The following is a 22,541-nucleotide window of genomic DNA, read 5'->3' as shown; positions in this document are numbered from 1 at the left end:
GCCGCCCGCCCACGCAGGCAAGGTCCGGCGGCAAGGTCCGGGAATCTCGGGCGTTTCACGCTGGTCCCAGTGCAGGCACGGGGTGCGCCGGCCTGCTCAGGGGTAGTCTGGTCGATAGTGCTGGTATCAACCAGCTGAACAGGAAGACCGAATGACCGGTGACCGCACGACCAACCCAACGCACGAGAGCCCCTCCGGCATCGCAGGCGCTCTCGCCCGCCTCCGCACCGCCGCCAAAGCCCAGCTGGTCATCCAGCGCGTGGGCCTGCTCGGGGCCGCGTTCGTCGGCTACGTCATCCTCGCCGCGTTCATCGACTACTTCCTCCGCATGCCCATGCCCGTGCGGCTGGTCCTGTGGCTGGGCTCCATGGCGGTGCTCGGCGCGTGCATCTGGCGCTACCTCGTCCCCGCGGCCAAGTTCAACCCCACGCTCACCGACGTCGCCCTCCGCGTCGAGAACTCCCCCGAGGGCCAGAAGGCCGGCCTCTCGGGCGTCCTCGCCTCCGCCCTCGAGCTCTCCACGAGCCAGCCGCACTCGGTCCTCGCGGCCGAGCTCCGCATCATGTCCGCCGAGCAGGCCCGCCGCCGCTTCAGCGGCGCGATCTCCACCTCAGCGCTCCTCGCGAAGCGCCGCCTGGGTCACGCCCTGGTCGCGCTGGTCGCGGTTGGTATACCCATGACCGCGATCGGCCTCACGCAGCCGCGCCTCGCCCGCATCGGCACCGAGCGCGTGCTGACCCCGTGGACCAACGCCGCGTGGCCCAAGCGCACGAGCGTCGCCGACGCCAACCGGCTGGCCGCGCACCCCATCGGCACCGCCCTGCCCCTGCGGGCCGTGCTGGCCAAGCAGAAGGACGGCCGCTCCAGCGTGACCGTCAACTACCGCGTGATCACAGACGGCAAGGCCGGCGTCATGCAGCGCGCCCTGCTCACCGGCCAGAACAAGGCGGCGAAAGTCGAGGGCATCGGCGGCGCTCAGGACGTCGAGGGCGAGCTCTTCGAGCGCCTGCTCGACACCGCCTCCATGGCCCCGCCCCACGCCCCCGGCACGCCCGCGCCAAAGGTGGAACTCGAGTACACCTTCACCTCCAGTGATGACGAGACCGAGCCCGCGGTGGTGACGCTCGTTGAGCCCCCGGCCGTGCTCGCCAGCACCGTTCAGGTCACCGCCCCCGCGTACGCCAGCGCCGCCCTTGCCACGCAGGCCAGCGGCCCCGCCGCCCTCTTCCAAGGCCAGAAGGACACCGGGCCCGGGCGCGACGAGCGTGCCGCCGTCGGCCCCATCCTCGCCGGCTCACAGGTCACCCTCACCCTCACGCTCAACAAGCCCCTGCCCGTCCCTGCCGATTCCGCGGAGCAGGCCCAGTGGCTCAAGACTGTCACACCTGGACTGGAGCAGGCCGAGGGCCTCGCGACCCGCTTCGACGCGACCACCTGGACGATCTCATTCACACCTTCGCGGAGCCTCCGCGTGCCTTTCGTCCTTGTGGACGAGTACGGCATCGCCTCCAGCGACGACGCCGCGTTCCGCTTCGACGTCGCCGAGGACCGCCCGCCCGCGGCCGCGGTGATCGAGCCGCAGCAGGATGAATCCATCCTCCCCACGGCCCTCATCGAAACCGCCGGCGAGGGTCGCGACGACGTCGGCCTCTCCGGCGTCTCGCTGCGTTCACAGATCGCCAAGCCGCCGGCCGGCTCACTGGGTGCTCCGCCCGAGCCGCAGGGTGAGCCCACCGACCTCGCGACTGCCGTGCCCGCCGAGGGCACCGTCTCCACGCTCCTCCGCGCCGGCGGCCCGCTTGACGTCTCCTCGCTCGAGGTTGTCCCCGGCGACGAGGTCTGGCTCACCGCGCAGGTGAGCGATATCTTCGCCCTCAATGGCGCCAATCACGCGCCCGTCGTCTCCACCCGTCGCCGCCTCCGCATCATCGGCGAGACCGACCTTATCGAGCAGTTCCGCAGCGAGCTCGCCGGCGTCCGCGAGGCCGCCAAGCGCCTCGACCAGGATCAGGAGCGCCTCGCCCTCCAGCGTCAGGACGCCGCCGCCGACAGCCAGAAGGCCGGCGAGCAGGGCCAGAAGCAGAAGGCGATCACCGACCGCATGAAGCCGCTGGAGGACGCCGTGCAGCGTCTCAGCGACCGCGCCGGCCGCAACCGCCTCCAGGACAAGTCGCTCCAGGAGCTCCTCAACGACGCGGCGTCGCTCATCGACCAGGCAACCGAAAACTCCGAGCAGGCCGAGAACGCCCTCGACAAGCTCTCGGGCAACACCCCCAGTGACAACAAGCCGCAAGACCAGCAGCAGCTCGAGCAGTCACAGGAGAACGTGCAGGAGAGCCTCCAGCAGCTCGCCAACATGCTCGACCGTGGCCAGGACAGCTGGGCCATGAAGCGCTCGATCGAGAAGCTGCTCACCGAGCAGCAGCAGCTCAGCAACCAGACCGCCAACGCCGACCCCAGCATGAAGGGCCAGGACGCCGAGCAGCTCAACGCCAAGCAGCGCGAAGAGCTCGACCGCCTCGCGCAGAAGCAGCAGGAGCTCGCCCAGCGCGCCGCCGCCCTGACCGACCAGCTCCAGCAGCGGGCCGAGCAGATGAAGGAGGTCGACCCCGCGCAGGCACAATCACTTGAGAACGCCGCCAACAAGGCCCGTCAGCAGCAGATCGACCAGAAGCAGCAGCAGGCCGCGGAGAGCCTTCAGCAGAACAAGACCGACGAGGCCCAGGAGCAGCAGCAGCAGGCCGAGCAGGCCCTCAAGAGCATGCTCGACGAGCTCGACCGCGCCGAGCAGCAGCGTGACCAGGCCCTGCGCCGCGTGCTTGCCGACCTGCTCCAGTCACTCGAGAAGCTCATCAAGCAGCAGGATGGCGAGCTCGCCCGCCTCGGCGCCGTCATGGGCAACAACGCCCAGGACGCCACGCTCGATCAGGGCATGATCGCCCTCAACCAGAACACCCTCGGCGTGCTCGCCACCGTCAAGAAGATGCGCGAGGCCGCCGACGTGGCCGAATACATCGACGCCGCCGCCGGTGCGCAGTCCGCCGCCGTGGTCTCCCTCCGCGGCAACGACCAGCCGGAGGCCGACGCCAACGAGCGCATCAGCCTTGCCCGCCTGAAGGACGCCAGGGAGGCCGCGCAGAAGCTCGAGGATGACGCCGCCGAGCGCGAGGCCGAGCGCAAGAAGGACGAGCTCCGCAAGCAGTACACCGAGACGCTCGAACTCCAGGTCGCCCTCCGCGCCGAGACCATGCCGCTCATCGGCAAGGAGCTCGACCGTCGCGACCGCCAGACCGCCCGCGCCCTCGCCCAGCGCCAGGAAGAGATCCGCGTCCGCCTCTCCGAGCTCCGCTCCAGCACACAGGAGATGGAAGAAGCCAAGGTCTTCGCCTACGCCCACGCGCGACTCGACGCCCTGGCCGCGGGCGTCGCAAAAACCCTCTCGGAAGGCGCGGCCCCCGACACCGTCACCCGCGACCAAACCTCGATCATCCGCATTCTCCAGGGTCTCATCGAGGCCGTGAACGAGATGGCCCGCAAGAACGACGACTTCCGCGAGGAGAACCAGGGCGGGGACGACAGCGGCGGCGGTGGCGGCGGCGGCGAGCAGCCCCTGATCCCCCCGGTCGCCGAGCTCAAGCTGCTCCGCTTCATGCAGATCGAGGCCGCCGGGCTCACCCGCGCCGCGGCCGAGAAGGGCGACGCCGAAACCGTCGAGACCGTCACCCGCCTCCAGCGCGAGCTCGCCGACGAAGGCAAGGCGCTGCTCGAACGCCTCAAGCAGGAAGAGGGCCCCACGCCCGACGCCCCCGAGAAGCCCAACCAGGACCCCAAGCCGGAGCCCCACCAATGACCGCCGCCACCCTCATCCTGCTGGCCGCGTTCAGTGCGCAGCCTGAGACCAAGCCCGCGCAGCCGCAGCCCGCGCCCTCCAAGCCTGCTCAACCCGCGCCCGCCAAGCCCGCGCAGCCCGAGCCCTCGCTCGACGACCTGCTCGGCCTGCCCAAGGCCAAGCCCGCGGACAAGCCAACGCAGCCCGCCACTCCATCGACGCCCAGCGACAAGCCCGCGACTGAGCCGACAACAACCCCGCCCGCGCCCGTCGACCCTTCCAAGGCCGAGCTCGAGCGTCAGCTCAGCCTCAAGGAACTCGGCGATCTTTTCGACCAGGCCGTGGAAGGCATGGACCAGTCCGCCGTGCGCCTCGCCGCGAAGGACACCGGCATCGACACCCAGCGCACGCAGGAAGACGTTATCCGCAAGCTCGACACGCTCCTCGAGCAAGCCAAGAAGCAGCAGAAGAAGAGCAAGTCCAAGAGCAAGCAGCAGCAACAGCAGCAGGATCAGCAGGACCAGCAGCAGCAACAACAGCAGCAGCAGTCCAGCCAGCGCAACCCCGGCCAGTCCTCCGACAGCAACAACCAGGCCGACGGCCCCTCGCGCCAGGACGGCCCCGGGCGCGCCGCCCCCGGCGGCACGGCCGCGTGGGGCAACCTCCCCGAGCACGTCCGCGACGCCCTCTCCCAGGGCAAGGACGACCGGTACAGTTCCCTCTACCGCTCGCTCACCGAGAAGTACTACAAGCGTCTCGCGGAGGAGCCCAAGCCCGGCGACCTTCCCGCCCCAGCGCCTCAAACGCCCAACCAGTAACCCCAACCGCTCGTCTCGACCACACACCGCAGCCGCAGACCACCTGATGCGATCAGCGCCCCCGACACTCCTCGCCGCGACACTCACCACGTCCGCCCTCAGCCTCGCGATGGGGCCGGTCGCGCCTTGGGTGCGCTACCACGCGCTGCACGCGCCGGCCGCGAGCACCGCGCCTGCGCCGCTCACCGCGCCCTCCGAGAACATCCTCGCGACCGACACGCAGCTCGCCGAGCTCAGGCTCCACGCCCTCGTCGCCGCCTCCGCCGCCGCCCTCGCGGCGCCGCAACGAGAAGCACAGCCCGAAACCCCCGCCCCGGCCCAGCAGGGCGGCCCCGGATCCGAGCGCTCCGCCGCCAACAAGCCCCTCGAGAACGAGATCACCCCCGAGCTCGACCGCTCCGTCTCCAAGGGCCTCGCCTTCCTCGCCCGCCGCCAGAACCAGGACGGCTCCTTCGGCGAGACCCAGTTCGGGCGCGGCGTCGCCGTCACCGCCCTCGCCTGCCTCGCCTTTATGGCCGACGGGAACTGCCCCGGCCGCGGCGCCTATGGCGAGAACGTCCAGCGCGGCCTCAACTTCATCCTCGCCAACACCGCCGACAACGGCCTCATCGCCACCGACCAGGCCAACAGCCCCATGTACGGGCACGGCTTCGCCACGCTCTTCCTCGGCGAGGTCTACGGCATGACCCAGGGCGGCGGCGACACCGCCATGGCCGAGCGCGTCCACCGCGCCCTCGTCAAGGCCGTGCGTCTGATCGAGTCCACGCAGAACGACGAGGGCGGCTGGCGCTACAACCCCGTGCCCTTCGACGCCGACATCTCCGTCACCATCACGCAGATCATGGCGCTGCGCTCCGCCCGCAACGCCGGGCTCGAGATCCCCAAGGCCACCATCGACAAGGCCGTCGAGTACGTCCGCGGCTGCCAGAACCCTGACGGCGGGTTCCGATACCAGATGATGGCCGGCCCCAGCGGCTGGCCGCGCTCGGCCGCCGGCGTCGCCAGCCTCTTCTACGCCGGCATCTACGAGGACCGCACCATCGACCGCGGCCTCCGCTACCTCCTCAACCACGGCCTGCCCGGCGGCATGGGCGACGGCATGGCTATCCACTACTTCTACGGCCAGTACTACGCCGTGCAGGCGATGTTTCTCGCGGGCGGGGATCACTGGGCCAAGTGGTGGCCCGCGATCCGGCGCGAGCTCACCATGAGCCAGCGCAGCGACGGCCGCTGGGACGACACCTCCGTAGGCTCCGACTACGGCACCGCCATGGCCCTCATCATCCTCCAGATGCCCAAGCGTTACCTTCCGATCTTCCAGAAGTGATCACCACGCTCATCATCCCCGTTCTCGCCGCGGTGCTCGCCCAGCCCGAGCCCGACCCTGCGCTCGCCCCGCCCGAGCCGATGCGTCGCGTGCTCGTCGACCGCACGCTCGCCGAGCGCCCCGTGCAGCTGCTCGCGATCGACGCGGGCGCGGTTCGCGTGGTCGATGCGCAAGGGCGCTCGCAGGCGGTTCCGCGTGCCGAGGTCCTCGCGATCCTTCCCGACCTGCCGCCGCTCGACGCCCCTGTGCTCCCCGAGCCGCGCCGCCGCACTACCACCGCCGGCAACGACCCGCGTCAGCCCGCCGCGCCCTCAACGCCGCTGGGCCGCCTCGAGCTCACCGACGGCCAGGTGCTCCCCGGCTCCTTCGGCGCTTCCACGCCCCGCAGCAAGGACAGCGTGGTTTGGGCCAGCCGCCTCTGGGGCAACATCGACATCCCCCTCGACCATGTCGCGGCCATCATCACCAATCCCGAGCGGTTCGACGCGCTCATGGCGGGCGTGAAGGGCACGCAGGACACCGTCCTCCTCCGCAACGGCGACCGCGTTGAGGGCTTCCTCGAGTCGGTCACGCCCGCGCTCGTGCGCATCGAGAAGGGCGGCAAGGTCAGCGACCTCCCCGGCGACCGCATCGACGGCATCATGCTCGCCAACCCCGTGAAGCCCGGCGGCGGCGCGTGGGCCTGGGTCTCCGGTGCGGCCTCCGCGATCTCGGACATCACCCTCACCGATACCGGCTCATGCACGATTGCCGCGCGCCTGCCCGGCGTCACCAGCCAGCCCACCGCGACGATCACCGGCGATGTCGTTGAGGGCGTGTGCTTCGACGCTGCAAAGCTGCGGCCGCTCGCGGGCGTTCAGATGACCGCCGCCGACGCCGCGAACGACACCCGCCGATGGTCGCAGCCGCCCATCATTGGCCCGAGCACCGTCCCGCTCGGCGCGGCCGACATCGAGCTCCCCGGCCCCATGCGCGTGGAGTGGACGCTCCCCCGCGGCGTCGCCCGCATCGCCACCACCATCGAAATGCCGCCCTCGGCCCGCCTCTGGGGCGACTGCGAGGTCATCGTCGAGGTGATCGGCGCCAACGGCTCGGGCACGCAGCTCGCTCGCGCCCAGCTCAACCAGAGCAGCCCCTCGATGTCCGTCAATGCACCGCTGACCAACGCGGCCAAACTGCGCGTCACCGTTGACCAGGGCCCCAGCGGCCCGATTCAGGACCGCGTCGTTTTACGTCGCGGGCTCCTGCTCGTTCAGTAGGCGCTCAGCGCACCTTGATCAGCGCCAAGGCCAGCACCACCAGGATCACCGAAACGATCCACATCCGCGCCACGACCTGCTGCTCGGGCCAGCCCGACAGGTGCAGGTGGTGGTGGTACGGCGCCACCTTGAAGATCCGCTTGCCGCCAGTTGCCTTGAAGTAGCCCACCTGCAGCATCACCGAGCCGATCTCCGCGAGGAACACCCCGCTCATCAGCAGGATCAGCAGCTCCTGGCGCGTCACCACCGCGACGTAGCCGATGATCCCGCCCAGCGACAGCGCCCCCGTATCGCCCATGAACACCCGCGCGGGCGAGCAGTTCCACCACAGGAACCCAAGGCAAGCCCCCGCCGTGGCCCCGCACATCACGCTCAGCTCGTCGGCATTGCCCACGTACGGCACCAGCAGGCTCTGGGCCCACCCCTGCTTGCCCGCGATGGTCGCCAGCACGAACGCGCCGATGCTCACCGCGATGCTGATCCCCGCGGCCAGCCCGTCCATCCCGTCCGTGATGTTCACCGCGTTGCTCATCCCCGCGATCACGAGCGTGCCGATCACGATGAACACCGGCAGCGACAGGAACACCAGCGAATCGTTCAGCTCGCGCGTGACCGGGTCGTAGGTCCGCTGGAACGGCAGGTTGAGCACGTGCCGCACGTCGTCCGCGTGCTCGGCCCCCTGAACGACGCCCTGGTTGTACACGAACCAGCTGATGATCACGCCCAGGCCCAGCTGGAAAATCAGCTTCTCCCATGCGTACAGCCCCTGGCGGCTGCCGCTGCCGCGGGTCTTGGCCGTGAGCTTCAGCCAGTCGTCCATCCCCCCCAGCACCGCCAGCCACACGATCACGACCACGCCGTACCGCAGGTACGACACCGAGAGGTCGCCCAGCAGCGCGATGCTCGCGAGGATCGACCCCACGATGAGGATGCCGCCCATGGTGGGCGTGTTGGCCTTGCTCTGGTTGTGCCCGCGCAGCGCCTCCGCGTCCGTCGCCCCGCTGTCGCCGATCTTCTGCCTCACCAGCCAGCGAATCACCCGCGGGCCCAGCAGCAGCACGATTGCGAACGACAGCCCCGCCGCCGCCAGCGCGCGGAACTGCAGCTGGAACATCACGTTCAGGAAACCGAGGTCGCGCTTGGCGAGGTATTCAGCGAGCTCGAGCAGCATTCAGGTGCGGGCCCCCGCGGGCGTGAACAGGTCCCCATCGATCTTCGGCAGCGGTCGCGCTGGCGGCTCCTGCAGCGCCTTCAGCACGCGCTCCAGCCCCATCCCGCGCGAGGCTTTGAGCAGCACGAGGTCACCGGGCTGAAGCAGCGCCGCGGCCTCCGCGGCTCGCCCGTCGTTGAGGTCGGGGAACGTCGCCAGTGCCACGCCCGGCTGCGCCTTGCTCAGCCGCTCGCCCGTGAACAGCGACAGCCGCCCGACGAGCACGACGAGGTCCGCCGCCACCGCCGCCGCCGCCTCGCCCACCTCGCGGTGCAGCTCCGGCCCCTGCTCGCCCAGCTCCAGCATGTCGCCCAGCACGAGCACGGTGCGCTTGTAGCCGCCGCTGCGCGCCACCTGCCTGAAGGTGTCGAGGGCCGCGAGCACCGAGTCTGGGTTCGCGTTGTACGCGTCGTTGATGACCGAAACCCCGGCCGCGACGCTGCGCTCCAGCCGCATCTCCGGGCCCTTGGCCTTCGCGAGCCCCTCGGCGATGGCCGTGTTGTCCAGCCCTAGCCGGCGTGCCACCGCGATGGCGGCCGTCGCATTGGTCGCGTTGTGCGCCCCCAGCAGCGGCAGGTCGTAGCACGTGCGGTCATTCAGGCAGAACCGCAGCCCCTCGAAACTCTGGTCGCAGCTCGTCAGCCGCAGGTCAGCGCCATCGTGCCAGCCAAAGGTGATGATGGACCGGCCCGCGCCGCCAACGAGCCCGACGCGCAAGCGAGGGTCTTCCGCCTTCCCCCCGAGCGCGCCGATGATCGGCCCCGCCGTCTCCAGCAGCCCCGGCGCATCCGCGTTCAGGACCGCCACGCCCCCCGACCGCAGGCCCGCCAGCAGGCTCGCCTCCTCCTGCACCACGCCGCTGAGGGAGCCCAGCCCTTCGAGGTGCTCGCGCCCGATGCTCGTGAGCACCGCGATGTCCGGCTCCACGCACGCCGTGAGCGGTGCAATCTCACCCGGCGCGTTGGTCCCAACCTCGCATACGAGGTACTGATCGGTCCGCTTCGCCCCCAGGATCGTCAGCGGCACCCCCACCGCGTTGTTGAAGCTCTTGATCGACGCGGTGCCCCGCAGGCGCGTGCCCAGCACCTGATGGATGAGCTTCACCGTCGTCGTCTTGCCGTTGCTCCCCCCCACCGCGATGACCTTCGTCCGCTCCAGCGTCCGCCGGTACGCCCCCGCCAGCTTCAGCAGCGCCGCACCGGTGTCCGTCACCTGCAGCACGGCCGGCCCGCCCGTGACCGCCGCCGCGCTCGCGGCATCATCAACAATCAGCAGCCCCGCGCCCGCCGCCGCGGCCTGCGCCAGGTACTTGTGCCCGTCGGTCTTCTCCCCCCGCAGCGCGAGGAACACCTGCCCGCAGCGCACCGCGCGCGAGTCGGTCGAGAGCCCATCGAGCTCCGCGGGTGGGTTGCCGCGCGAGAGCCACGCGCCCCCCAGCACCGCCTTGATGTTCTCTGCCGTCCAGAAGCTCATTCAACGTCCATGCTTGTGCGACCGCTTCGGCGGCCTTGGCCCAGCGCCCGGACCCGCTCCACGCGCACCGCCCGGCCGACGCGCCTTGACCTCTACGGCCGGCCGCTCCACCGGCGGACGCCGCTCCTCGAGGATCGTCCGTGCCACCTCGCGGTCATCGAAGTGCGTGCGGATCGTGCCGCCCGCGCCGTCGGGCAGGATCTGCTCGGTCTCGTGCCCCTTGCCCGCGATCACGATCACGTCACCGGGCAGCGCACTCTCGATCGCCAGCCGGATCGCCCGCTGCCGGTCGATCTGCACGCTGACCTTGTCCTTCAACTCCGCCGTGATGCCCGAGAGAATCTCGTCCACGATGTCGCCCGGCTTCTCCGTCCGAGGGTTGTCGTTCGTGATCACCACGAAGTCCGCGTGCGTCGCGGCGACGAGCCCCATCCGGGGCCGCTTGGTGCGGTCCCGCTCCCCGCCGCAGCCGAACACCACCCACAGCCGCCCGCCCGGCGTATTCGCCGTGGGCGCGCCCGCCGTGTCGTGCACCCGACCGGACGCGTGCCGCCGGCTCTCCATGACCGAGCCCACCGAGGCCAGCACGTTCTTGAGCGAGTCGTCGCTGTGCGCGTAGTCCACGAACACCGAGACCTTGTCGCCCGGCTCGCTCACCCGCTCCAGACGCCCCGGCGGCGCCGTGACTCGTGGCAGCCCGCGCGTCAGCTCCGCCTCGCTCATCCCCACAGCGTGGCACACCGCGGCGGCTTGGAGCACGTTCATCGCGTTGTACCGCCCGATCAGCGGCACGCTCGCCTGCACCGTGCCCCACGGGCCGGTCAGCTTGAGCAGCATGCCATGGATCGACTCCTCCAGGATGTGGGCCGTGCAGTCCCCCACCACCGGCATCGAGCCCACGCCCACGCCGCACCGCAGAACCGGGCCCTTGAAGTCCCGCACCATCCGCTGCGACCAGCCGTCGTGCGCGTTGACGATCGCCACGCCGCCGGGGGCGAGCAGCTCGAACAGCCGCGCCTTGGCCGCGGCGTACTCGTCCATGGTCTTGTGGTAGTCAAGGTGATCGCCGGTCAGGTTGGTGAACACCGCCGCCGCGAAGGGCAGCGCCTCCGCCCGCTTCTGGTCCAGCGCATGGCTGGAGACCTCCAGCGTGGCCGCGCGACAGCCGCCCTCCACCATGATCCCCAGCGTGCGGCTGATCTCGATCGCCGGCGGCGTCGTCATGCTCGCCGACGCGACCTCCGCCCCGTCATCCACCAGCACCGTCCCGATGAGCCCGCAGCGCGTGCCGGCCGCGTTCAGCAGCTGCCACACCAGGTACGTCGTCGTCGTCTTGCCGTTGGTCCCGGTCACGCCGATGAGCTTGAGCTTTCCCGCCGGCTGCCCGTAGAACCGCTCGGCCAGCTGTCCCGAGACCCTCAGCACATCGGCCGCGTGGACAACCGGCGCCGCGAACCCCCGCGGCAGCCGCAGCTCCGCATCATCGGTCAGCACCGCGACCGCGCCCGACCTCAGCGCCGACTCCACGTAGAGCTTGCCGTCGGCCTTGTTCCCGCCGCGGGCGATGAACATCGAGCCGGGCACCACCGTGCGGCTGTCCTCGGTGAGGTCGCACACCCGCACGCCCGCGGCCTTGCCCGCGACCACGCGCACATCCAGCCCGGAGATCAACTCCTCCAGCATCATCCTTGGCCGATCCTCCCTGATCCGTCCCAACAGATCGGCACAAGCGTACCCCGAGAATCAAACTGCACAAACCCAGCGGAGAACCCGGGTGGTCCCCGCATCGTGCGGTCCGCTCAGGGCAGGATCAGCATCGCGTCGCCGTAGCTGAAGAAGCGGTACCGCTCGCGGATGGCCGTGGCGTAGACCTCTTTCACGTGCGCCAGCCCGCCGGTGGCGTCAAAGAGCGAGCCGACCATCGCCAGCAGCGTGGACTGCGGCAGGTGGAAGTTGGTCAGCATGCCGTCCACCCACTGCCAGCGGTAGCCCGGCGTGATGAAGATGCGGGTGTCCAGCGACTCGGGCAGGGGCTGGCCCGCTACCGCGAGGTTGCCGTAGGTCTCGATCACCCGCGCGGCCGTGGTGCCCACCGCGAACACCCGGCCGCTCCCGGCGCGGGTCTTCTGGATCGCGTCCGTGGTGCCCACCGGCATCGCGCAGTGCTCGGCGTGGATCGGGTGCTGCTCGACGAACTCAGTCTCGACGGGCTTGAAGGTGCCGGTGCCCACGTGCAGCGTCACCTCGGCGCGCTCAACACCTTGCTGTTCAAGCTGATGCAGCAGCTCGGGGGTCAGGTGCAGGCCTGCGGTCGGCGCCGCGACCGAGCCGCTCCCGCCGTGGCTCGCGGCCTCGCGCTCGGCGAAGGTCGTCTGGTACCGCTCCCGGTCGAAGGCGTCGGGGACGTCCACGCCCCGTGCTTTCCGCGCGGCCAGGATGTAGGGGGGAAGCGGGGTCATGCCTACGCGCATCAGCACGGCTTGGTCAGATTCGTCGGGAGTTGGGCCGTGGAGCGCGGCGATCCAGGCGCCGGGCTCGTCGGTTGAGCGGTCGAGCAGCTCGAGTTCGGCGTTCTCCCCCAGCAGCACCCGCACGCCCGCGCGCAGGTGGCCGCCCTTGATGAGCACCTGCCAGCGGCGGCTTTCGGCGGTGCCGGGTGACTGCGCCGGGCCGAGGTACAGGCCGGGCAGCTTGCCGCCCGTGCCCACGCGCCGTCCCACGAACCGCGCCGGCAGGACGCGGGTGTTGTTGACGACCATCAGGTCCGACCGGCGCAGGTACCGCGGCAGGTCGCGGACGGTGCGGTGCTCGAGCAGGGTCGCATCCGAACGGCTGACCACGAGGAGCCGGGCCGCGTCGCGCGGCTCGGCGGGGGTGGTCGCGATCAGCTCAGGCGGGAGCGCGAAGTCGAGTTCGGAGGTGCGGAGCACGGTGGTTCCCAACGCCCGGACAGGGCGGAGCGGCGTGCCTGGAGGCCCTCGTGGATTGCGTCGCGAGTCCGACGCAACCGCCAACCCGGGACTTCGGCCAGAGCGCCTCAGTCCCGGCGTCGTTCAGGTCAGCGGCCGTAACGGCGGACCACGCCCTTCACGATGCCCTGAACCTGGCAGAACTTGACCCGGATCGGATCAAACTGCGGGTTGGCGGGTTGGAGGCGGATGTGGTCGTCCTCCTTGAAGAAGGTCTTGAGGGTGGTCGACCCGTCGGGCAGCAGGGCGACCACCTTGTCGCCGTTGGTGGCCACCTGCGTGCGCTCAATCAGGACGAAGTCGCCGTCGAGGATCCCCTCGTCGCGCATCGAGTCGCCCTCGACCTTCAGGGCGAAGGTGGAGTTGCCGGCACTGCGGGCGGGCGGGCAGAGCACCTCGGCCAGATCGATCTCGTCCTCGTTGGCGACGCGCTCGATGGGGTTGCCGGCCGCGATCTTGCCCACGAGGGGGAAGCGGAGGGGGCGGGCCTCGTCGGGGACGGCGATGCCGTCAGCAATCGACAAAGAGCGAGCCTTGTTCGGCTCCCGCACCAGCGCCTGCTTCTTGATGAGCGCCTCGACGTGCTCGAAGACGGTCACCTTGCTGACCCCGATCTCGTCCGCGAGCTCTTGCATGGTTGGCGAGTACCCCTTGCGGACGCGCCAGTCGCGGATCAGCTGAAGGATGCGGAGCTGCTTCGGTGTCAGGTTCATGGGATGAGTCCCTTTCGTTCTGCGACATCCCTGTCGCCGGGGCGGCCGGATCAAGACCCGATCCGGGGTGCTTAGTTCCCGCGAGCGCGGGTCGATTCCAAGGGGTGCGACGCTGGCGTGCCACGATGGCCGAGGCCAGGGCCGATCGCTGCGCGCCCAGGCGGCAGCACATGGCCGCGAGCAGGCCGACGTCCTGGGCCAGACGCTCAGCCTGCGTCGGCGCCGTTCGCGCCGACGCATGCTCGGCGATCGAACAGGCGTCGAGAGGCTCGGCGGCCCGAAGGCCCGCCTGCCTGATCAGCTTGGAGGGGCGGTCCGCGGCGGATGCGAACTCCTTCACGAAGTCGCCGCCGGGTCCGAGTCGAAGGATGGCCGAGAGGGTGGTCATGGTCTTCCCCAGTGAAACTGAGGCCGCACTCAGGTCGACGCCGCGATCCGCGGGACGACCTCACTCCACTTCTATCGTGCCTCCGGCAACGACCCGATCAGATTTCTGATCGGTTTGTTAGGGCAACAGTAGCATATCAGAGCCCGCACTGCAAGGGCAATGTTGGGATTCTTGCTGGAGACCCCAACGGTTCCCACAAAGCCCGTAGGAGCAGCTAACTCCGTCGGTTCCCGGGACTTAGCGGGCCCTCCGCAGGCGACCGCCGGAGCGGGTGATCCTTTTTTGCACCTCCAGCATCGTGACCTCGGTCCGCAGGCGAGCGGGCTCGAGGCCAGTCGCTTCGCAGAGCTCCTCCACCGTTCTGGGCTCCTCGAGAGCGCCCAGGATCACGCGGTGCAGCTCGGGCAGCGGTGAAGGCGCGGGCTTTGTCTCGGGCTCGCTCACCGCTCCACCGCTCGCTCCGCTGAACAGGTCCGTGTCAGCGCCATTCATGGGCGTGAAGCGCGCCGCGTGCGTGCCCGCGTGCAGGTGACGCGCCTGCGACTCCAGCGCGTGGATCACATCGCCCGGGTCCGTCACCAGGTGTGCGCCGCCCATCTTGATCAGCTCCAGCGTGCCGCGGCTGGACTGAGAGTCCACGCGTCCGGGGAGGGCCATCACCTCGCGCCCGTGCTCCTCGGCCGCAACGCGCGCGGTGATCAGCGCCCCCGACTTCAGCCCCGCCTCGATCACCAGAATGCCAAGGCTCAGGCCCGAGATAATGCGGTTGCGCGCGGGGAAGTTCTCCGCCTGCGGTGCAGCGTTCAGCGGCAACTCCGAGATCACCGCCCCACTGCCCGCGATCTGCTCGAAGAGCTTGTCGTTCTCGGGCGGGTAGACGTGCGCGAGCCCGCACCCAAGCACGGCGATGGTGCGCCCGCCGTGCTGGAGGGCGCCGCGGTGGGCGCTGGTGTCGATCCCGCGGGCGCCGCCGGAGATGATGGTCAGCCCCGCGCGGGCGAGCACGCCGGCGAAGCGGTTGCTCTGCTCCAGGCCGTAGGCCGAGCAGTCACGCGAGCCGACGATGCCGACGCTGAACTGGTCGGGGCCGCCCGCCAGCAGCGTGCCCTTCACATAGAGGATCGGCGGCGCGTCGAGGATCTCTGCCAGCAGCGGCGGGTAGCCCGGCGAGCCGATGGCGAGCAGGTGCACGCCCAGCTTTTCCGCGAGCTTGAGCTCGGCCTCGGCGAGCGCGGGCGTGTCGCGGAAGCCGGAGGTCATCTTCGCCGCGGTGCCGGGGCCGATGCCCTTGACGGTTTCCAGCGTGGAGGGCTGCGCCCGCAGCACCTCCTGCGGCTCGCCGAAGCGCTTGAGCAGGCGGCTGATGAGCACGGGGCCAAGGCCCGGCGTCAGGTTGAGTCGCAACAGATCGAAGGTGCGCTGGTCCACGGGACCATCGTACAGAACCCTGCCGGGGTTTTCGCGGCCAAAGACCGGTCACTGCGTTCCGGGCTCGTCCGCCACGGGCAAGGAGCCTGCAACGACTCAACGCCGCTTCAGCACACCCTCGGTCTTGGTCGCGAGCACGTACGGCGCGGACGAGTCCTTCTTCCCCGGCGCCAGCACGCGGGCGTAGACGCGCACGGGCGTCTGCGTCGGCACCGTTGTCGCAACCCGTTGCTCCACAATCACCTGCGGGTAGACGAAGCTGGGGTCGGGCCGGCGGAGCGTGAGGTACACGCCCTGGTGGCGGTGCTGCTCGGCCACGCGGTCGAGCGTCGCCACCCACCCGGGCGTGGGGGCTTGGATCACCACCATGTGCTCGCTGCCGGAGGTGTCGATGGCCAGCGGCGGCCCGAGGTAGGGTTCGGACGTCGTCTCCGGTAACGCGGGACGGCCCGTACAGCCGATCTGAGCAAGGAGGACTGTGGTCAGTGCCGCGGTGGCGATCATCGTGCCGGCGCTCAGGACAGTCAACGAACGACGCATGCGGCTTCCCCTTGTGGGCTGGTGGCCCGGGGAGCATAGTGTGAAACCACGGGACGAGCGATGTTGAACCCCCGAACCCTGTTGCAGATGCGCCGCCTCGCGCCCGCCCTGCTCCTGCTGAGCGCCGGCGCGCTCTCCGGCTGCGAGACCGTCAGCGGCGTGGCCAAGGACCTGACGCCCCGAGAGGAGCCCGTCGCGCCGGTAGCGCCCATCAGCTACCCGCAGGAGCCCGACCTCCGCGTCCGCATCGCCAAGGGGGCGACGAAGAAGACCATCTCGGGCCCGGCGCGCCTGGTTGCGCGCCAGGCGAGCACGACGGGCAAGAGCGTGCTGCTCAAGACACCCCTCACCGTGACCAACACCGGCGCGGGCGTGCAGATCGTCGATGGCAACGGCGGCAAGCACACCTGGCCCCACGGCTCGGATGTTGAGATCGTCGCCAGCGAAGGCGACCCGCTCGCGCCTGTCGCCGGAGCTCAGCCGATCAAGGTCGATACCGCGAAGGTGCCGGGGTTCATCACCATCAAGGGCCTGTGGAACGACACGTCCACGCACTTCGACGTCGTCGCGACCATGCCGATCGAGGCGTACCTGCCCGGCGTGGTGACGCACGAACTGCTGCCCAAGTGGCCGCGTCAGACCAACGAGGCGCAGGCGGTGGCGTCGCGGACGTACGCCCTGCACGAGCGGACCCGCGCCCGGGCGGAGAACCGGCCGGTGGACGTGGAGATCACCACTGTCGACCAGGTGTACGGCGCGTTCGCGACGCCGGTGGCGACCGAGGCCGTGCGTGCTACCCGCGGAATGATCCTGGTGGGCGATGGCAAGCTGCTGCGGGCCTACTTCAGCAGCCAGTGCGGCGGGCGGCCCGCCTCCGCCGCCGATGTATGGCCGGACTATCCGTTCAACAAGGCCCGCGCCCTGCAAGGCCAGCCGCGCCAGGCGTACTGCCAGAAGGCGCCGCTGTACCGTTGGGAGGTCACGCGCAAGGACGAGGATGTGAACCGCCGCCTGCGGGCGTGGGGGCGCGCGACGAAGCACGATGTGGAGAACATCGCCCGCCTCCGCAGCATCGAGGTCCAGGACCGCAACGACGCGGACCGCCCCAACCGCTACAAGCTGACCGACGACAAGGGCAACACCTACGTCCTCAAGGCCGAGGAGCTGCGCATGGGGCTCAACCACACGGTGAGCGGCCTGCCGCCCATCACGCGCGAGAACCGCATCCACAGCGGCGACCTCGAGGCTGAGGTTTGGGCCAACCAGGTCCGCTTCACCGGTCGGGGCTGGGGGCACGGCGTTGGCATGTGCCAGTGGTGCGCCAAGGGCATGGCCGACCAGGGCATGGACTGGAGCTCGATGGTGCGGGCGTTCTACCCGGGCGTTGAGGTTGTGAAGGCGTACTGAGGCACGCTCGCTCGAGACATCAGCCGATCATCACTGTCGGCACGCCGGGGCCGGTGATGACGCCGCCGTGGGCGGTCTGGTCACCGACGCGGGCGGCGGGCATGCCGCCGAACATCACGGTCGTGGAGCCCGCGGCGATGGTGTCGGGCGGGCCGACGCACGTGCACATGCCTGTTGCAACCGCCGCGGGTCGTCCGCTGATCATCACCGTCGGGCAGCCCGGCGGCAGGATTGGCCCGCCCACGTGCGGGATGGGCGGCAGACCGGGGGTCTGCATGGGGCAGGTGTGCATGTCACCGACGACGGCGGCGGGGGGCATGACGTGGACTCCTGTCAGGCGGGTGCCGATCGGCTCCGCAGCCAGAGCGCGGCCGCGAGCATGATAAGGGAGACGAGCGCGAGCAGCACGCCGATGCCGACCTTGGCACGCGTGGGGAGCATGGCGGCGGACCAGAGCACGGCGTCCGCGGGGTTGGACGGGCGGTAGTGGACGTCAACGGTGCTTCCGGGCTGGTACTTGGCCAGGGTGTCCTCCGCCTGCGCGCGAGAGGGGAAGATGGCGCGGCTGAGGCTCCAGATGCGGTTGCCGGTGTACTCGGTCCCGCTCACGGTGTAGCGGTACTCCAGGATCACCTCGTACTCGGTGACCATCGTCGGCCCGATCTCATTGGAGCGCTTCGGGCGGCTGACCTCTTTGATCTCCGAGGTGACGACCGTGCCCTTGACGGTGGCCCAGTTGCCGGTGCCGATGAACGACCAGTAGGCGAACCACGCCAGCATCAGGACGCCCGCGAAGGCGGAAGCGAGGATGAGCCAGTTCGCCGGGTTCACGCGCTTCACCGGACCAGCTTCCAGACGCCCTTGATCTTGGCCGCGTAAATGGGGAACTCGATGACATTCTCCGCCGCGTCCTCGAGGATGACCGGGTTGCGGCCCTCGGGGTGCTTCAGGATCGCGATACGCCCGCCGGCGGCGAGGTCGGAAGTGACGCCGTCGTGCAGCGCGAGGACTTTGAGACCTGGCCGGGTGAAGAGCCACTCGAACTGCTTCACGGCCGCGGTGCGGACGCGCTGGAAGTCCTTGTACTCCGCCCGCGCCATGTCCTCCCACTTGTAGAGCTGGAGGTCGATCATGCGCGTCACGTCGCGGGCCTTGCAGGCGTCAACGAGGTTCTGCGCAAGTGCGCGGATGGCCTGGCGGTCGGCGTCGGTGAGCTCCTTCACCACCTCGGCCTCGGACCAGAGCGTGGTGGGCAGCGGAACCTTCAGCAGGAACGGCAGGCGGATGGTGGACGGGTAGAACTCGGGCCCGATCTTCAGCGGCCACGTCGCGTGCGCGAGCGTCGCGGCGGGCGTGGGCACGTCCTGCGCCGCGTCGTGCAGGTACACATGGGCGTCGGCCTCGGCCTTCCCGGGCACAAAGTCCTTGGTACGGGGCCACCGGAGGAACACTGAGAGAACGTTCTCGCCGGGCATCAGCCACAGGTTGAGCGGCTGGTCGGTGACGACGCCTTCGGCCGCGGAGTCGCTGACCAGGGGGACGTCGTTGATCGACGTGACGGTAGCGGCTTCCTTGCTCCGGACAGTGAGGAAGTACAACGGTTCCATGCAGCCTCCTTACTTGTCGTCGCCGGGGAGCAGCTTGGTCTTCTGGCCCTGGTAGAGCTCGACGTCTTCCCACGGTGTCCACTTCTTCAGCTCGCGTTCCTTGCTGAAGATGTAGAAGGCCTTGAGCTCGACCTTGACGCTGACGGTGAGCGGTTTGAGCGTCACCTTGGGCGTGACGTAGACGCCCGAGCGTTCGATCTCGCCCTTCGCCTCGGCCTCGATGGTGGTCTCGCCGGCAGCGGTCAGGGCAGCCGAGGCCACGTAGTCGGAGCCGATGCGGGCGGTGATCTTGGCGTAGAACTTGCCCGTGCCGCTGAGGGTGAGCTCGCCGACCAGCCGCTCGTGCCCGTCGGCGTAGAAGCGGGCGCGGGGGCCGCCCTTGAGCGCGGCCTTGGCCTCGGCCCCGATCGCGAGGATGATGTCGGCCAGGTGCTCGGCCGCGAGGTCCGCGACGGGCGGGGGCACGCCGAACCCGTTGAGGATCAGTGTGCCGATGCTGAGCTTGAGCTCGATGCCGACGCCGATGATCGGGTCGAGACCGGCGGTGACGGCGATCTCAAAGAACGCCTGCCAGTCGGAGTCTTCCTTCCAGCCCCAGCTCGCGGAGAGGGAGCCGGTGGGCGGCGTGACCTTGGGCTCGAGCTTCACCGGCCCGAGCTTCATGATCGAAGCGCCCCACTCCTTCCAGCCCTTGTTGACGGCCTCGGCCCACTTCTTGAAGAACTCCGCTTCGAGGGTGAGCGAGACCTGCTGGCTGGGGTAGCTCTCGACGGTGGTCACGTGCGCGAGCTCATCGCAGCCGCGCCCGTGGATGTAGTAGGTCTTGGGCCTGGGGTTGATCGGGAAGTAGTCGTCGTTCTCCGGGGGCTTGAACTCGAGGTCCTGCGTGCCACCGGTCTGCCAGGCCGATTCGGGCGGCGAGCCGTCGTAGGCGCGCAGGGCGATCTGCTTGCGCTTCGCGGCCGCTTCGTCGACGACCGTGACGGTGCCCTTGCCGGTGTCGGTGCCCTCGGTCTTGCGCTCGAGGATCACCTTGATGCCGCCGAACTCCTTGGTGATCTTGGAGCTCACCGTGGCTTCGGCGACGACCTGGAGCACGCCGCTGGGGCCGGGCTTGCGCTTGTGGCCGCACTGCACGTCGAGGCACTTGATGCCGCAAGGCTTGTCGCTGGTGGGCGGCGGCGGCTGCGCGGGGACGGGCGGCGGCGGCTCGTCGCGCCGGGGCGGTGGCGGGGGCGGCAGGAACGGTGGCGCGTGCTGGGTCCCGGGCGTGCGCTTGGTGCGGGTGCGGGGCGCAACCCTGCCGCCGCCTTTCCCACCGGCGCGGTCGTTCACTGCGGAACTGGCCTCAAGCGGCTCTTCGATTTCGGCGGCTTCGAACGCGGCCGCGCCCTCGGCGGCGTTGGCCGCGGAGGCGGACTGGGCGGTCTGCCCGGCGGCGCCCATGTTGATCTTGACCATCGTGCCCTGGATGGCGACGCCGGAAGGATCGAGCACGATGGCGTTGCCGCCGCACTTGAGGGAGACGCCCATGCTCCCCTCGATGTTGACGTTCATCCCGCCCTTGATGTTGACGGTCTGAGCGCCCTCGATGTTGACGGTGCCGCCCTTGGCGTCGAGCGTGCTGTCGCCCGCCATCTTGAGGGCGGAGGTCTTGACGTCGATCGACTGCGTGCCCTCGATCTTGGTGGCGGAACCCTTGAGGTCGAGCGAGTCGGTGCCGGAGACCTTGGTCGCGGCCGACTTGAGGTCCATCTTCTCGCTGGTCTCGATCAGGATGTCCCTGGAGTTGATCGAGATCTTCTCGGCGACGGTGCGGGTGTGGTTCTTCTGGTAGTCCTCGACCACATCCTCCACCACCGTGACGTTCACCGTTTTCTCGATCTTCTCGTAGCGGCCTTCTTTGATGAGCGTGTTGGTGTCGAACTGCACGAAGGTGTTGAGGTTGCCGCTGCGGTTGCCGTCCTTCTCGGCGCCGACGCGGATCTCGCGGTTGCCGAAGGTGGTCTCGGCGGTGTTGTTGCGCACGCGGATGTCGAGGTTCTTCTGCGCGTGGATGAAGATCTGCTCGGAGTCCTTCTTGTCCTCGAAGCGCAGCTCGTTGAAGCCCTCGCCGCCGGTGCTGGAGTTGGTCTTGATCGTGCTCTTGGTCTTGTCCGCCGGCAGGGCGTAGGGCGGCATGTTGGTGCCGTTGTAGACGCGCCCGGTGATGATGGGCCGGTCGGGGTCGCCGTCGAGGAACTCGACGATGACCTCCTGGTCCTTGCGGGGGATGAACATCGCCCCCCAGTTCTTGCCCGCCCACAGCTGCGCCACGCGGATCCAGCAGGACGACGTGTCGTTGAGTGGGCTGTAGCGGTCCCAGTGGAAGTGGACCTTCACGCGCCCGAACTTGTCCACCAGGATCTCCTCGGTATCGGAGGAGGTGGTGACGATCGCGGTCTGGGGGCCGGTGATGAGCGGCTTGGGCGTCACGCGCCGCGGGCGGATCTGCGTGGTGGACTTGACGCACGTGAAGCGGTTCTTGAACAGCATCTGGTTGCTGTTGCCGCGTCCGAAGGAGTCCTCGGTCGCCTCGCAGGTCATCGAGGTGATCACGTACTCGCCGTCGTGGTCGGTGCGGGGGGCGCCGATGAGCTTGAACTTGCAACCGACGGTGAGGCCCCGGGCGTCGCCGCGGGCGCGGGCGACGGAGTGGTGCATCATCAGCTCTTCGATGCGCGTCGCGGCCAGGGTGTCGCCCGCGTCCTTCTCCTCGTAGCCGCCGGGGAAGTCAAACAGCGGGTTGTCGGCGAGGGCGTGCTCGCCCTTGAGGATCTTGGTCCCCTTGAGGTCCTTGGCGGGCACCTTGAAGTCAAAGTCCAGCAGCTCCATCTCGCCGGGCATGAGCCGCGTCTCGAGCAGCCACTCGGTGACGCCCTGCGACTCCATGCTCGAGCCGTCGTGGTAGGGCACCTTCTCGTAGCCCTCGACGACGACGTGCTTGGAGGGCGAGTCGGCCAGCACCAGCTTGTGCTTGCCGTTCTCGTGCTTGAAGTAGTAGTAGATGTCCTCGTGCTCGAGCAGGCGGGACACGAAGTTGAACGAAGTCTCACGGTACTGGACGGTGTACTCGCGCTTGGGGTACGTCGCGGTGAGGTTCATCTCCACCAGCTCACTGCACCCGAAGTCGGCGAAGACCTCCTTCACGATCTCCGGGACGGTCTTGTCCTGGTAGATGCAGCAGTCGCTGGAGCGGGTCAGCAGCCACAGCCAGGGGACGACGGTGGCCGAGTAGGTGTGGGCCGAGTCGGTCCCCTCGTCCCCGCCCTGCACGAAGCGCGACACGTAGCCGTTGATGTACCGCGTCTTGCCGTTGCCCTGCTCAAGCCGGATCGTCACGTTCTCGCCGACGATCTTGTTGTAGTCGATCTCGGTGTCCTCGCTGTAGAGCGTCAGCTCACAGCAGAAGGGCCGGCTGATTTCCTCCGTGAGCCTGAAGCTCTGGAGGATCAGCTTGTCCTCCCCCAGCGCACTGGGGACTCCGATGGCGAGCTTGCGTGCGGCCTGCGTCCACGTGGGCATACGACCCTC

16 protein-coding genes are annotated in these 22,541 nt (G+C 69.4%); 5 read left to right on the top strand and 11 right to left on the bottom strand.

Going from position 1 to position 22,541, the window contains the following annotated elements; all coding sequences use genetic code 11:
• Positions 1 to 151 precede the first annotated feature (151 nt).
• Genes VD997_15805 through VD997_15790 form a run of 4 tightly spaced genes read left to right on the top strand, consistent with a single transcriptional unit; the run spans position 152 to position 7,233 of the window.
• Complete coding sequence (locus tag VD997_15805) at positions 152 to 3,850, top strand: hypothetical protein (protein ID HYE63457.1); 3,699 nt, start codon at positions 152 to 154, stop codon at positions 3,848 to 3,850.
• Positions 3,847 to 4,647, top strand: a complete 801-nt coding sequence (locus VD997_15800; protein ID HYE63456.1) for a hypothetical protein — start codon at positions 3,847 to 3,849, stop codon at positions 4,645 to 4,647. Before VD997_15805 ends, VD997_15800 begins: the two co-directional genes overlap by 4 nt.
• A gap of 46 nt (positions 4,648 to 4,693) precedes the next feature.
• Positions 4,694 to 5,974, top strand: a complete 1,281-nt coding sequence (locus tag VD997_15795; protein HYE63455.1) for a prenyltransferase/squalene oxidase repeat-containing protein — start codon at positions 4,694 to 4,696, stop codon at positions 5,972 to 5,974.
• Positions 5,971 to 7,233, top strand: coding sequence for a hypothetical protein (locus VD997_15790; protein ID HYE63454.1), 1,263 nt, complete (start codon positions 5,971 to 5,973; stop codon positions 7,231 to 7,233). Before VD997_15795 ends, VD997_15790 begins: the two co-directional genes overlap by 4 nt.
• Before the next feature lie 4 nt (positions 7,234 to 7,237).
• Here the strand turns inward: VD997_15790 and mraY are convergent, their stop codons facing one another.
• The 7 genes from mraY to VD997_15755 form a co-directional block, all read right to left on the bottom strand.
• Positions 7,238 to 8,404 carry a phospho-N-acetylmuramoyl-pentapeptide-transferase gene (gene mraY / locus VD997_15785; protein HYE63453.1) on the bottom strand — a complete coding sequence of 389 codons (1,167 nt, stop codon included), beginning with the start codon at positions 8,402 to 8,404 and terminating at the stop codon, positions 7,238 to 7,240.
• Positions 8,405 to 9,916, bottom strand: coding sequence for a UDP-N-acetylmuramoyl-tripeptide--D-alanyl-D-alanine ligase (murF, locus tag VD997_15780; protein ID HYE63452.1), 1,512 nt, complete (start codon positions 9,914 to 9,916; stop codon positions 8,405 to 8,407). It lies immediately after the preceding gene.
• A complete protein-coding gene (locus VD997_15775) occupies positions 9,917 to 11,602 on the bottom strand; it encodes a UDP-N-acetylmuramoyl-L-alanyl-D-glutamate--2,6-diaminopimelate ligase (GenBank protein HYE63451.1) in 1,686 nt (561 codons plus the stop codon).
• 113 nt (positions 11,603 to 11,715) lie between these two features.
• Entirely contained in the window at positions 11,716 to 12,846 is a 1,131-nt protein-coding gene (queA, locus tag VD997_15770; GenBank protein HYE63450.1) for a tRNA preQ1(34) S-adenosylmethionine ribosyltransferase-isomerase QueA, read from the bottom strand.
• 128 nt (positions 12,847 to 12,974) lie between these two features.
• Positions 12,975 to 13,598, bottom strand: a complete 624-nt coding sequence (gene lexA / locus VD997_15765) for a transcriptional repressor LexA (protein ID HYE63449.1) — start codon at positions 13,596 to 13,598, stop codon at positions 12,975 to 12,977.
• Positions 13,599 to 14,223: 625 nt separating this feature from the next.
• Positions 14,224 to 15,414, bottom strand: a complete 1,191-nt coding sequence (gene dprA, locus VD997_15760; protein HYE63448.1) for a DNA-processing protein DprA — start codon at positions 15,412 to 15,414, stop codon at positions 14,224 to 14,226.
• Positions 15,415 to 15,510: 96 nt separating this feature from the next.
• Entirely contained in the window at positions 15,511 to 15,954 is a 444-nt protein-coding gene (locus tag VD997_15755) for a hypothetical protein (protein ID HYE63447.1), read from the bottom strand.
• An 87-nt stretch (positions 15,955 to 16,041) separates the two neighbouring features.
• Here VD997_15755 and VD997_15750 point away from each other — a divergent pair, with 87 nt between their 5' ends.
• Positions 16,042 to 17,361, top strand: a complete 1,320-nt coding sequence (locus VD997_15750) for a SpoIID/LytB domain-containing protein (protein ID HYE63446.1) — start codon at positions 16,042 to 16,044, stop codon at positions 17,359 to 17,361.
• A 19-nt stretch (positions 17,362 to 17,380) separates the two neighbouring features.
• Here the strand turns inward: VD997_15750 and VD997_15745 are convergent, their stop codons facing one another.
• From VD997_15745 to tssI, 4 genes are read right to left on the bottom strand one after another with little or no spacing between them, the layout of a single operon-like run.
• A complete protein-coding gene (locus VD997_15745) occupies positions 17,381 to 17,680 on the bottom strand; it encodes a PAAR domain-containing protein (protein HYE63445.1) in 300 nt (99 codons plus the stop codon).
• Between the two features lie 14 nt (positions 17,681 to 17,694).
• Positions 17,695 to 18,201 carry a DUF3592 domain-containing protein gene (locus VD997_15740; protein ID HYE63444.1) on the bottom strand — a complete coding sequence of 169 codons (507 nt, stop codon included), beginning with the start codon at positions 18,199 to 18,201 and terminating at the stop codon, positions 17,695 to 17,697.
• Positions 18,198 to 18,968 carry a hypothetical protein gene (locus VD997_15735; GenBank protein HYE63443.1) on the bottom strand — a complete coding sequence of 257 codons (771 nt, stop codon included), beginning with the start codon at positions 18,966 to 18,968 and terminating at the stop codon, positions 18,198 to 18,200. Before VD997_15735 ends, VD997_15740 begins: the two co-directional genes overlap by 4 nt.
• A 9-nt stretch (positions 18,969 to 18,977) precedes the next feature.
• A complete protein-coding gene (gene tssI, locus VD997_15730) occupies positions 18,978 to 22,532 on the bottom strand; it encodes a type VI secretion system tip protein TssI/VgrG (GenBank protein ID HYE63442.1) in 3,555 nt (1,184 codons plus the stop codon).
• Positions 22,533 to 22,541: the final 9 nt, after the last annotated feature.

Source organism: Phycisphaerales bacterium, from assembly GCA_035627955.1.
In the GTDB taxonomy this organism is placed as follows: Bacteria; Planctomycetota; Phycisphaerae; order Phycisphaerales; family UBA1924; genus JAEYTB01.
The sequence above is the reverse complement of the archived record's forward strand: the minus strand, read 5'-3'. Positions and strand labels throughout refer to the sequence as shown.

What these genes read in the sequence shown, in the direction of transcription:
- VD997_15805 (HYE63457.1), top strand. Translation starts at nt 152, where the DNA reads ATGACCGGTGACCGCACGACCAACCCAACGCACGAGAGCCCCTCCGGC.
- VD997_15800 (HYE63456.1), top strand. Translation starts at nt 3,847, where the DNA reads ATGACCGCCGCCACCCTCATCCTGCTGGCCGCGTTCAGTGCGCAGCCT.
- VD997_15795 (HYE63455.1), top strand. Translation starts at nt 4,694, where the DNA reads ATGCGATCAGCGCCCCCGACACTCCTCGCCGCGACACTCACCACGTCC.
- mraY (HYE63453.1), bottom strand. Translation starts at nt 8,404, where the DNA reads ATGCTGCTCGAGCTCGCTGAATACCTCGCCAAGCGCGACCTCGGTTTC.
- murF (HYE63452.1), bottom strand. Translation starts at nt 9,916, where the DNA reads ATGAGCTTCTGGACGGCAGAGAACATCAAGGCGGTGCTGGGGGGCGCG.
- VD997_15775 (HYE63451.1), bottom strand. Translation starts at nt 11,602, where the DNA reads ATGATGCTGGAGGAGTTGATCTCCGGGCTGGATGTGCGCGTGGTCGCG.
- lexA (HYE63449.1), bottom strand. Translation starts at nt 13,598, where the DNA reads ATGAACCTGACACCGAAGCAGCTCCGCATCCTTCAGCTGATCCGCGAC.
- VD997_15755 (HYE63447.1), bottom strand. Translation starts at nt 15,954, where the DNA reads ATGCGTCGTTCGTTGACTGTCCTGAGCGCCGGCACGATGATCGCCACC.
- VD997_15750 (HYE63446.1), top strand. Translation starts at nt 16,042, where the DNA reads ATGCGCCGCCTCGCGCCCGCCCTGCTCCTGCTGAGCGCCGGCGCGCTC.
- VD997_15745 (HYE63445.1), bottom strand. Translation starts at nt 17,680, where the DNA reads ATGCCCCCCGCCGCCGTCGTCGGTGACATGCACACCTGCCCCATGCAG.
- VD997_15735 (HYE63443.1), bottom strand. Translation starts at nt 18,968, where the DNA reads ATGGAACCGTTGTACTTCCTCACTGTCCGGAGCAAGGAAGCCGCTACC.
- tssI (HYE63442.1), bottom strand. Translation starts at nt 22,532, where the DNA reads ATGCCCACGTGGACGCAGGCCGCACGCAAGCTCGCCATCGGAGTCCCC.